The organism is SAR324 cluster bacterium, from assembly GCA_015232315.1.
Taxonomy (GTDB): Bacteria; SAR324; SAR324; order SAR324; family NAC60-12; genus JADFZZ01.
In genome coordinates, this window is sequence record JADFZZ010000018.1 from 1 (window position 1) to 12,486 (window position 12,486).

Here is a 12,486-nt window from a genome sequence, read left to right on the forward strand (position 1 = left end):
CAGCTACTAACCAAGGTAATGCTTCAATACAAGGGATTTTCATACGTCCTCCTGGGGTGAATGGCGCTCAGAAAATTTTTATGCCAAATCAACACAACTCAACAGATGTTTTTTTCGAAAACCCAAGGACCTATTAATCAGAGGGAAAGTAATCTTGAAGGTACATCCTTTTCCAAGTTCGCTATTGACTTCAATCGCACCATGATAAAGCAAAACTATTTTTCGTACCACACCCAATCCCAAGCCTGTTCCAGGCTCTGGTTTTGTGGAAAAAAACGCGTCATATATTTTGGGAATGTTTTCTTCAGGAATGCCGATCCCATTATCGGTGATGGAAACACAATAATGGTCGTCCTCCCGGACACTTGATATTTCGATGAGGGCATGGTCCTGCTTTGCCTCAAGAATCGCATCTTTGGCATTCAAAACAAGATTATTAAATAGTGAGTAAAAATGCTCTTCTCTGCCGGGAATCATCACTTCATGGCATAAATTCAAACGAATGGAGATGGAGAGTTTATTGAATGCTTCCCGGTATTCTTCAGCAATATTTTCAATGACCCGATCGATCGAAACAGGATCCGTTCCTGTTTCATCCTTGCCAATCTTGGAGAAATCAATGATTTGCCGGGTAATATTTAAAGCTCTATCGATTGATTTATGAATAATGATCAGTCCCTTGTCAATTTGTTGTTCATTAGCAAAGATCTTTTTCATATGGGGCATCACTTGTGGAATCACGGTGCTTTCTGAAGAATCAAGCATTTCATAAATTGCTTTGAGTTCCACACAGTTTTGGCTACTCAGGCTATCTTTAGTTTCTCGAACACTCACACCTAACTTCTTTTCTAACACAAGTTTAGAACCCGCCAGTGCGTTTTTAATTTCATGGGCAAAACCTCCCGCCATGTGTGTCTCTGTGGCTTCTTTTTCCAAAATCAGCATCTTTTCATGTGCAGATTCCAATTCTTTGGTCTGCTGTTTCACCTTTTCTTCCAGGTTTGTATAGAGCCTCGAGTTTTCCAGAGATATGGCCGCTTGCGAGGCTAATACCTCCAAGGTTTCCATGCGGTCTGGAGTAAAGGCGTTAGTCATCAGATTATTTTCAAGGTAGAGAATACTGATTATTTTTTTCTGGTACAGAATCGGCAGGCACAAAAGTGATTTGGGTTGAAATGCGACAACATAGGGATCATTCATGAAGCGCTTTTCATGAGCGGCATGTTCCAGTACCAGGGATTCCCCGGTACTTTCAACGTAGCGAACAATGGATTTGGGCAAATGTTTTTCTGCTTCCTGAGAATCCAGGGCAATTGCTTGCAACACCGTAATATCGGCTTGTTCAGCGGGATGTTGCGCCTGAATTTCCCAGGGTCCCTGATCCTGTAACAATATAATCCCTTTTTGCGCACCCGCGTTTTCAATCAGCACCAGAAGCATTTTTTTCAAAAGTCGTTCTAGTTTGATTTCACCGGAAATGGCCTGTGACGCTTTTATCACCCTTGCCAAATCAAGATTTGTGGGAAGAGACCCATTAAACTCATCCGTCCTGCCAGCCATAGCAACAGAGTTCTTTTTTATTTTGCGCTCGCGCATACTCTAAAGCCTAACCAGAGGCTACGGCCAATACGATGATAAAAGCGATACTCTGATTTCAGTTGATCCGCATCTGAAATAGCAGCCCCACCGCGAAGCACCTGGAGAATTTCCGTTTTATCACTTTTATCATAAAGGTAGATCGCGGATGCTGGTCCTTGAGGATCGGTTTCGACGTTTCCCGAGTAAGGAGCATACCAATCACTGACCCATTCCCAGACATTCCCATACATGTCATACAGTCCCCAGGGGTTGGGTTTTAACTGTTTGACAGGGTGTACATGGCCTCCTGAATTGACATTGTGCCAGGCATACTCATTGAGGCAGGAGCGATCATCACCACAAAACCATTTTGTCGTTGTGCCCGCGCGGGCGGCGTATTCCCATTCAGCTTCAGTGCATAAACGATAGGGATCTGCGCCTGCCAAGGGATTGTTTTTATTCAGCCATTCAAGATATTTTGGAATGTGAACGTTTGCGGAAATATCACTTGCGGCACAATCGTCCTGGGAACAGGCTGTATTTTTATTAGGTTGAAATGTTGGATCAACTCTATGGTATTCTCCAAGCGTTACAGGATGATCTGACATGTAATAGTTTTTAGAAATAGTCACGGTATGTGCGGTATTATCGCTATAATCAGAGCCGCCCATTTGAAAGGTTCCTGCTTTGATCAGCACCATGCCTGGATCATTAGGGTCTAATGGTTCTGTGCGTACTTTAGGGACAACCGGATTTTTAAGCGTATAGGTGGCTGTTGCCGGGGGGACTTGATTGGAGCCATCAGTCCATTTAATGATCAAGCGATACTTCAAAGGCACAACATCGGCATCAGGTTTAGGAATTTTAATGATATAGTTTCCGTTAGCAAGGGTGACAAAAGTATGTCCAATCTCATTTTCGACACTCCCGGTGACGGTTTTTCCTGAAGCATCTAAAAGCAGGGGCGTGAGATACACCAGATCATCTTCTGAAGTAACACCGACCACATAGACTGTAACTTCGGAACTGGCATCAATCGCCGAAATAGAAAAATACTCATCTGTGCCATTATTGATGCCGACAAATCCCGCATGATTGTTGATATAATCATCCACAGCAACGGCAGTTTCTTTGGTAGAACCGCCGGCTCCAGGTGAGACGGCATCGGCCGTTGAGTATACATTGCTTGGCCGTGGAATCAATTTAGCCCGATCCAGAATAATGCTTTGGTACTTTGCGGCCTCAGTAGCTCCCAGATTTTTTTGAATGTCCTCAGTTAAGGTTTGTTCCGTTTTGCCTAAACCATTCACTAATTTTTTAATATTTGCCAGGGTTTCTTCCGAAATATTTAAACTAGATTCCTTGGACAGTTTATCATAAACATACTGAGTGAATTTATAGCCAACCGCATAACGCAGCCGAATGTTATAAGTTTTCGTCGCGGATAACCCATTGTCTGCCAAACTAATGGGGAGTTGATAGATACCTAATTTATGCGGTGTTTGAAGAGTCGCAGTTTGGTTGGTTAAGGACTTCACCAGTGTGCCCTTGTCATCATAGATTTCAACATCCATGTTAAACGTTTTCGCCGCGGTAGTCAGATTTTGCCCAAGGACGAAGAAAGCCCATGAAACCAGCAACTGAGACTGATCCGTTGATTTCTTGATTTCATTAATGTGCGGAATGGTGTTGCAGAAATCGCCTATTACCGCATCCGTAAAAAACGGATTTTTCCCATGTCCAAAGCCGCGATTTGCCAGATCCTGGCAAACGAATATATAGGATTTTGCCCCATTGTCCGGATCTTCAACAACGTTCAAAAAAGAAAAGTTGGGAATGTTATCAAAGACAAAATCCATGTTCATCGCCTTTAAATTTTCGTCTGGAAGGAAGTATGCCCTGAATTCATACGTGGGTTTGATGACCGCAGGAATGTCAAAGCCATATATTTTCATAATGGCCATTGTGGCGGTATCACCGGACATAACAGCGTTGAGGGTACGTTGCGTGATGGGACTTTCACTCAAATAGATTTTGGCTTTCAAGTCTCGCTGTATCTGATTGGAAGTATATTTGATACGAATGCCATTAGAATAATCTCGCGTATTGATGGGATGCACTGGGCCCCGGCTCACTCTGATGGGTGCCGCGCCGCATACTTCTATCGGACAATATTGTTCGACTGCATTGAATAGCTCGGCATCTTCTGAAGAGACATTGAACTGATAGATATAGGGAGGGAAGGGCGGGTTTTCCAATAACAAATCAATATGTTTTGCATTAGGAATCGTGAACGTGTTCAATTCATTGCGCTGAAACCCAATGCCGTACTGCAGGGAGAGCGAAAAAGTTTTTACATCATCGGGGATATCTAAGTCAGGAACCTCAAAACTGATTTTGTAGGTGTTCTCCCCAACTTTTTTAATGGCATGGTTGGTGGCAAGGCGCAGAACATAGCGAAAATGCGCCATCTGTAAACTGACTTGTTGTGGTTCACCTGGTAAAATTGTGATGACATCCGATGCCTTAAAATAGCGCATATTTTTGAGATTGGAACTAGGGAAAAAGCCGCCACCTCGAAAAAAAAGATTATCATAGGCGTAAACTAAAATTTTTACTTTGCCTGGATCGAGTAAGAAGACGAAATCTTCCGGCTTAAAACCTTCTTGAGGATACATGATTTTGGTCGCACTTAAAGAACCCACGTTGCCTTCCCCTTCAATACGACGAATATGGATTACTAAGGTTTCGACTGCCGTTGAAGCAAATTCGGTAATGGTTGCCCAATAATTAGTCATTTCCTCTGTGGTCAGCAACGGTGTCACTACAGCTAAAAATTCTGCTTCCGTATTATAAATCTTGTCTTGTAATGGTGTGAGTTTTTTGACTGTCGCAGAGGGCATTCGCCCTTCATCTTCCTTTTGTAAATTGAAGATCACTTGTGCTGTGATCTCAAAGCGGCTTGCGGTAGCTAAATTATTAATGGTCCTTTGCGTGTTATTGTCTGAATGGAGACCTAAGTCTATCCGTAACTGGGCTTTAGCGGAATTTTCTTCAGGGCTATAAGGATTGCAACTCCCTAAAAAACAGATCAGTGCCAAACTCAGTACAACCAGGATCAGGTTTTGTTGGTAATATGATTTCATGATGATTTCCCCAAATATGAAATTGCCGCGATAACAACTAAAAATTGAGATCAACGCCGAGCAGGGCTTGCTCGCGCAATGCATCTTGAACTATGTGACGCTCAACTTCTCTAATCAATACGTCATCTAAAGGTTTAGATTCGACAGGTTTTAAAGCAGGTGCTTTTTTCGAAGGAAAGATCTGGTTCATTTGCATACGATCTTTTTTGGAAATCGCAATGGGAGCGAAGGGTTGGAGATTATGCAACAAAATTGAACGAAAACCAGCAGTAATGAGCAGTTCATTATCAGCAGCAGCATCCAGTTTTCGTAAACTGACAATACCGGTGATCGTGGTTACCTGGGTCACCTCTGCAGAAGGCACTTCCACAATGAACTCGGTGCCTTTGACGCCAACCATGGCGTTTTCTGTTTTGATGCGGACACTTTCTTTATCTTCTCGTTCGACCATCGCCTGAATTTTCCCAATGATTAGTTTGATGAGTGAGGGTTCGTCCTGGCTTTTATCATCCACATAAGCTTCTACACTGATAATCGTATTACTGCTCAAATTGAAACGGTCTCCGTTGTTCATGACGAGTTCAGCGGTACCACCTCCTGTCCGAATGATATCTTCCTTAGTGACGGCGGTGGCAACACTGATTTTCTGATTGCCCAGATAGACTTCCGCACTGTGACCAAGTGGTGTGAGCGTGCCCACAGACCTTGACGCCGCCCAAAGGGGATGGATTTGTACCAAGACCATAAAAACTATGATCCCTAAATGGCGCATGAGTTTAATCATGGTTTTCTCCATATTTCATCCATCAAAAATTAGTTGAAATTCCGATGTCCGCCACCAGACGAACATAATCAAATAGATTGATGTTAGAATCGTTAGTATAACGAACGAGATTCAACTTCACATGAGTGTTTTCTGCGAGGAGATAACGAAAGCCTGAAGTGATTTGATTATATTGGTCATGACGGGGGTGTTCCGAGATGGGATACGTTGCTTGATAACGATTTTGCTCGTGGTGCTCCTCCAAAGTGACCTCAATCCGTTCTCCAATCAGGATACGATAATTCAGAACAACCCCGATCCCTGAAAAATCCTCATAATCCAGACGAGTATCAGAATTCGTATAAACGAGTTGTCCCAGAATTTGCTGACGGTCCGGTGTAATGAAGTAGTTCAAGCCATACCCGCCGATCCATTTCACTCCATCCAGATCATTGCCCTGGTTATTTTCCTCTTTGATGGTTTCAAGATCATCATTGAAATTCTGGTTGATATACATGAAGAAGGGACGTGACTGTACTCTTGCTGAATGAAACCATACGTCTGCCACTTCACCAATGTTCATCACTGCCATAGATTTCCACCCGTCCGCGGCTGTCTCTGTCAGCAAGGTGACATTATGATAACTGGTATTGATTTGGTGCTCCCCCATGCGCCAATTTAATGTTCCCGAAAGCCAGTGGAATAAGTATCCTCCTGCGACAGACGTCGAATTTTTCTGTGACTGGAAGCGATAGCTAACTTCAGGAGTTACCAAAGTCGAACCCAGTGACCAGACAGTTGGCTGAAACCGGGCCATCACATCAGCAAATACAGCACTGGTGGCTTCATTGGTTCCATGGGTTCTACTCTCAGACTGTGGCACTAACAGAGGATTGTCATCGTAACGCAGGCGCAAATCTACAAGAAAAAACAACCGCTCACGTACTTCAGTTTCTTTCTCTTCTCTCCATTGTGCGACTTCAGCAGTGCTGCCAAAATGCAAGAGATAGATTTTTTGTGCCTTGACTCCAGACTCATCCATGGCGTCAATGATCAGTTGATTTTCTCCATGCCGCAAGATAAGCGGGACTTCAAAGAAAAAAGTTTTGGCAGGAGCAATCTCCTTTGCTTTCCCATTGACGTGAATTTCCGTGATGTTTTTAACATTCGTCACAATGATCTTTGCAGTGATATCAGGAGACTCAAAATAATTTTCCGCGGCCAAATTGACTGACAAAATTTCAGGTGCTTGAGCCAAAATCGTAGCGGGTAATAGTACGAGCAGCAGGACAGTGATGAGACAGTTGTTTTTCAGAACCATAAAACGCCTAAAATCAGGATTCGCTTGAAAAGCGATAAAATCATGAAAACTCATAAGAAAACACTTATTGACTCATGTTACCGTGAAAATGGGGGTGTCCTTTCCAGACAGCGATCCAATCGTTGGGCCACCGAAGGTTGAAGATCGATCTGTTGACGACGCTTTAGAGCTTGATCCAGTTCCGTCTGAATCTTCCCGTGAGCTTTGATGGCGTATTCGCTTTCCAACCTTGATTCTGATATCTCAATCAGACTAATTTGATGCTTGAAGAGTGTAATAACGACCTCGTCGGTTCGGGGTTGATTGATTTGTTGATTTACACTCTTATTCGCTCCTATATCACTCTAAAATGAAAGACTTTTTAGTTTTCGGCTCAGGTCTAGCTATTGAGATTTTAAGTCATTGTCAAATTTTTTAAGTCGCTCATACTGACAGGGCTGTTCACTTCTCTGGCAGTACGGGACTACGTGCCAATGTCATCAACTTAAGCATTATGACTGGTGCTGAGTATTAATTCCCCCTTGGTTCAAGGGGGTTAGGGGGATGTAATTCTGAGCGTTAAATCCCCCATGCCCCCTTTGAAAAGGGGGATTCCCCAGCGAAGAACGCCTTAAGTTGACGACATGGGACTACGTGCCCGTCAAAAATACGATTTTTGGCGTTTGCGGGGCATGTAATCCCCGCCTATCATCCGGTTGACGTTCAAAATAAGGAGAAATGAACAGCCCTGTGGGGCGTTGTTCTTAGGATTAGTTAACATCGCGGCATGAAAGACATCCATGATAAATCGTTTTTTTAAAATTTCACCGCTTAAATTGGCATTATTCATCACAGGCAGCGTCTTATTCATTTATAGCCAGCGCTATGAACCGCTCACATTTCTGGATAAAAAGTGGACTGATTTTCAACAAAAATATTATACACAGGTTCCACAAAGCGATCGTATTTTTATTGCGGCCATTGATGCCAAAAGCGTGGAGCACTATGGCCGTTGGCCTTGGCCACGTTCACGTTTTTCGGAACTCATTCGTACCTTAAATGAGTTCTATCAAGTGCGCACTATCGGACTTGATATTTTATTTTCGGAACCAGAAGTCAATACAGATCATGACGCCATCTTGGGGCAAACAATTGCAGAGGCCGGAAACGTCATTTTAGGATATTTTATTCATAGTAAATCAGGACTTTTCCAACTCGATCATACGGCCATGGCTCAGTTAGAAGCCGGGAAGGTGCCTGCTGAAGTGATGGCAAAGCTACAACTGCTTACCAACCGTGCGCCACTAAAGTGGCCACAGTTTAAGGCACTGCTTCAGCAAAAATTAACCACATCGCAATATCAGCAATATTGGGAAATACTTTGGCTGGCGACGCATCTTCATCGCTGGCATAAATTGACGCCGCAGCAAATTAGTGTTGAACAACAAACAATTGGATCATCACAAATCGCCACTGTTGTGGGACAACGTTTTTTGAACGAGGCCCCGCTCATTCAAGGGTATGCGGCAGAGCCGAGTATTTCCCTGATTACCAGACAGGCCGCCGGACAGGGATTTCTCAATGCGTTTCAAGATAGTGAAGACGGTGTTTTGCGGCGTAGCCACCTGGTGCAACGATTGGGTGATCAACTCTATACGTCTGTGGATGTTCAAATTCTCAAACATTACTTGAATGCCAATAATGTGAGCGTTCAATTAAATGAGACGGGTATCCAAAACATAGGATTGGGTGCCACAAGCATTCCTCTGTATAAAGATGGTTCCTTGCTGCTCAACTACAAAGGTCCACGCGAAACATTCCCAACGATTTCGATCTACGATATCATTGAACACCACATACCTAGAGAAACCTTGCATGACCGAATTGCCCTGGTTGGAGCAACTGAAATTGGGTTGCTTGATTCTTTTGTGACCCCCTTGGGGGGAGATTATCCCGGCATCGAATTTCATGCGACCGTTTTGGAGAATATTCTTTCTGAAACCTGGTTACAGAGAGTACCCCATGAACGCTGGCAAACATTTTTGCTGTTGATCTTCATCGGGGTGGGATTGAGTCTGGCCGCCGCCTCTTATTCATATCTTGTTTTTAGTTTGATCGCCTGGGGCGGGCTTGGTATTGCGCTGGGTAGCTATTCATATCTCCTGCATGTTAAACATACCTGGTATAGTGTCATTTATACGATTTTGTTATTTTCAGGAATCTGGATTGCCCAGACCGTCTATGCGTTTTTCAAAGCAGACGCAGAAAAACGGCAAGAGCAAAAACTTTCTCAGGATATCATTTACAATGCGCCCATCTCAATTTTTACTACGGATCTTCAGGGCGTAGTGATCGCTGAAAATACCGCGGCACGCCGCTTATTTAAACTGCCACAAAACCACTCCACACTTGGAGAAAACTGGGGAGCCCCTGATTCAATTTTTCACCAAAACATAGACAGCCCGAACCTGCTTCAGCAAATTTTAAATGGCACACAACCGGAAGCCCACTTGACTCGCGTCCCATATACTTCCACGCTACATCAATTTTCTCCTTTAGTGGTCAATATCCATATAGCTCCACTCAAACGTGGTGCAGACCTGTTAGGCACTATTATTCAGTTTGAAGATATTACCGATATGGAACGTGCCCTGCGTGAAAAAGAGGCGGCACAATTAGCGGCTTTCAAACAAAAAGAAACGACAGAACGGCAAATGGCGGGCGGGTTTGCGCATGAAATGAGAAATGCGCTGGTCGGAGCGAAACTCATTGTGGATAAATCCTTAGGCTATATGGGTGCTAAACCCTACGAAAGTCTTAGCTACCAAAGTTGTGTGCATCTCAAAAAAATCTATGAAGTCCTTGCCTCTGCAGAAAGCTCAGAACTCCCTCACATTCTGTCGCTGATGAAAAATATCTATAGAAATGAAGAACAAATTGACAAGGGATTACAGTTAATCCACAAATCGACTTCGCATGCCTTGGCCATTACTGATCAAATTTTGAATTTTGCCAAACTCAGCAAAGAGGAAAAAGGGCTACAGCCTATCCAGATGGATCAAATCATTTTAGATGTGGTTGAAGAACTCCGTCAAACCTTGGAAGAACACCACATTACGGCGCAGTTAAATTTAGCAGGAAATGGGCATTTTCAGGCGCATCCGCACCAGTTGCATTTAATGCTCAGCCACCTGCTTAAAAATGCGATTGATGCTCTTTTGGAACGAGGCGGGGCGGACTTGGCAATTGCCCTCAAGAGTTGGCAAAGAGATTCAGTTTATACAGTTACCATCGCCGATAATGGTATAGGCATTGACCCTGCCATTCAGTCAAGAATATTTGATGCGTTCTTTTCCACAAAACCAGAGTCTGGAACAGGGCTGGGTTTAAGCTTTGTGCAGAAGATTGTCCACTTATATGAAGGATCTCTGGAGGTTCACAGCGGCGAACCGGATGAGACCACAGGGATGAAAACAACGTTCACCGTTCATTTCCCTGTTACTGCTTAAGCATTACGGCGGGTGCTCCGATGCTCTTCTCGGTGGAGGGGAAAAATTTATTTGGGAAGAATGCTTTAAAGAGGCACTTGGACAGGAAGTCGCAAGGTGAACGTGGTTCCTTGCCCCACCACGCTACTGCATTGAAGTGTCCCCTGGAGCTTTTGGGTCACCAGATTCCAGGTGATGTGCAATCCCAGGCCAGTGCCGTTCGTGCCGCGTTTCGTCGTAAAAAACGGTTCGTAGATCCTCCCCAGATGTTCCGGAGGAATCCCTTGACCATTATCGGAAAAGGTAAGGATCACCGTTTTCCCTTCCTGCCTGACCGCAATGTTCATCTTTCCCTGGAAACCCTCGGGAAAAGCATGATTCAGGGAATTCGTAATAAAATTGGTGATCACTTGAGATAACGCACCGGGGTAACTCTCCATCTGAATCACGGCATCGCACTGAATATCCACCGAATGCCTTGTTCGCTTGAATTGGGGACGGAGACTCATCACCACTTCCCCCAGATATTCCTCCACCCCAAACTGTCTAATGGCTTCTTCGGACTGATCCGTCGCCACCTGTTTGAAACTACGGATTAATTCCGCAGTGCGGTTCAAATTACGCAAAATCATCAGGGAACTTTCCATACTGGTTTCCAGATAATCCGTAAAATTTTCCTGTTTCATTGCTCCGTTTTGATACAGTTTGGCCAGTTTATTGGTTTCTTCCAATAAAAAACTGGAGGCAGTGACCGCGACCCCAATCGGCGTATTGACTTCATGGGCAATCCCCGCGACCAAGCCCCCCAACGCCGCCATTTTCTCGGATTGAATGAGTTGTGTCTGTGTATCATTCAGTTGGTGTAGTGTCTTCTTCAATTCCCCATTCGACTCGGACAACTGATGATTGGTTGCGGCCAGTTGCTCCAGTGTTTCCTGAAGGGATTGTGTCCGTTCCACGACCTTATTTTCCAGCGTGGCATTCAACTCCCGGAATTCTTGAACCAGGATTTCATTTTTACGTATCTGCGCATGATATTCGACCGCGCTGACGATGGTATCCGACAGTTCCTTGAGTCCTCCTTGTTTACTGATATACCCAAAGGGACGAAAGTTGTTGATGACTTCATAGGGATCCTTGACATCCTGATAGGCAGAATGGAAGATGATGGGGAGGTGAGAAAACAGCTTTTTGAGTTCGACAAAAGTTTCAAAGCCGTCTTTTCCTTTCATCTTGATATCCAACACAACTGCGTCGACTTCCTCATTCACCTTTTGGATACCTTCCTCGCCACTGGCGCAGATCAGCAATCGGTAATCCTGTTCCAAGACATAGCCCATGGATTCGCGAACGACAGGGTCATCATCAATAATCAGGATCAGAGGCATCTTGAAATCGGAACGCTCCAGGGCAGGGTCGCTTTTTTCAGACGCTCCGTCTGTAGGCAAGACAAGAGAAGGAATCTCCCTGAACATATCAAATTCATCAACGGTCACAGTCCATCCTCAATTAGTGTTATAAGATATAAGGGTTCTGTCGCATCGTTTGGACTAAATATTAGAAGAATAACAACTCTCTAATGAAATATAGCACTGGTTGCAGGAGGATAAAATGAGTGGAGATTTTACCACTTCTTTAAAAACCTGCAACAGATGCGACAGAACCGTCCAACATGTTGTAAAGGACAGCAACATTTAAATCTCGTGCAATCATTGTTTTTTACTAACAAAAATCGTAAGCGTTCAGCTTTCAGTGTTTATGCGCCTCAGAAACATTATGACTGAATATCAGAAAATATCGTTTGGCTTCCAGGCCTTGAGAATTCCTGAAAACTGACGTCTGAACGCTTACCAAAAATCACCTGAGGTGTCAGTATTTTTCGGGTAATGACCTGTTTTGTGACATCTGTCCGAACAGATGAACTACCGGTTTTTTCGTTTTTCAGTCGTTTGGGGCAAGGGTTTTCATTGAAAAATTATGTCTGTGAATATGACGGATTGTCACTGCTGGACGCATATTTTTAACGCCTTGAAATCCCTTGATTGTTCCGATGAAGGCCGTTACGGTCGGGCATAATTATCCATTTGCCTGGGGGAGTCCTGATGGACTGAGAGGCTTTAAACAGCGACCCCTGGAACCTGTGCGGATTATGCCGGAGCAGGGAGTGGCAAAAGAGAGCGGTAGCGCTCCTGAATCCATTCGGTTTTTCCC

General features: G+C 44.1%; 6 protein-coding genes and 1 riboswitch. Of the genes, 1 reads left to right on the forward strand and 5 read right to left on the reverse strand.

What is annotated here, in order from left to right:
* Nucleotides 1-78: 78 nt before the first annotated feature.
* From HQM11_12660 to HQM11_12675, 4 genes are all read right to left on the reverse strand, one after another.
* Complete coding sequence (locus tag HQM11_12660; GenBank protein ID MBF0351877.1) at nucleotides 79-1,560, reverse strand: GAF domain-containing sensor histidine kinase; 1,482 nt, start codon at nucleotides 1,558-1,560, stop codon at nucleotides 79-81.
* A gap of 17 nt (nucleotides 1,561-1,577) precedes the next feature.
* Nucleotides 1,578-3,152, reverse strand: a complete 1,575-nt coding sequence (locus HQM11_12665) for a formylglycine-generating enzyme family protein (GenBank protein ID MBF0351878.1) — start codon at nucleotides 3,150-3,152, stop codon at nucleotides 1,578-1,580.
* 1,609 nt (nucleotides 3,153-4,761) lie between these two features.
* The gene (locus HQM11_12670) at nucleotides 4,762-5,520 is read right to left on the reverse strand and encodes a FecR domain-containing protein (GenBank protein MBF0351879.1); all 759 of its coding nucleotides are present in this window, start codon (nucleotides 5,518-5,520) and stop codon (nucleotides 4,762-4,764) included.
* A gap of 10 nt (nucleotides 5,521-5,530) precedes the next feature.
* Nucleotides 5,531-6,862 (reverse strand): hypothetical protein, encoded by a 1,332-nt coding sequence (locus HQM11_12675; GenBank protein ID MBF0351880.1) that lies wholly within the window; start codon nucleotides 6,860-6,862, stop codon nucleotides 5,531-5,533.
* 725 nt (nucleotides 6,863-7,587) lie between these two features.
* Between HQM11_12675 and HQM11_12680 the strand changes: the two genes are divergently transcribed.
* The gene (locus tag HQM11_12680) at nucleotides 7,588-10,296 is read left to right on the forward strand and encodes a CHASE2 domain-containing protein (protein MBF0351881.1); all 2,709 of its coding nucleotides are present in this window, start codon (nucleotides 7,588-7,590) and stop codon (nucleotides 10,294-10,296) included.
* Between the two features lie 65 nt (nucleotides 10,297-10,361).
* On the opposite strand, the gene HQM11_12685 is transcribed toward HQM11_12680, so the two are convergent.
* Nucleotides 10,362-11,771, reverse strand: coding sequence for a response regulator (locus tag HQM11_12685; protein ID MBF0351882.1), 1,410 nt, complete (start codon nucleotides 11,769-11,771; stop codon nucleotides 10,362-10,364).
* A 584-nt stretch (nucleotides 11,772-12,355) separates the two neighbouring features.
* Nucleotides 12,356-12,457: riboswitch (TPP riboswitch) on the forward strand.
* The last annotated feature ends 29 nt before the right edge of the window (nucleotides 12,458-12,486 follow it).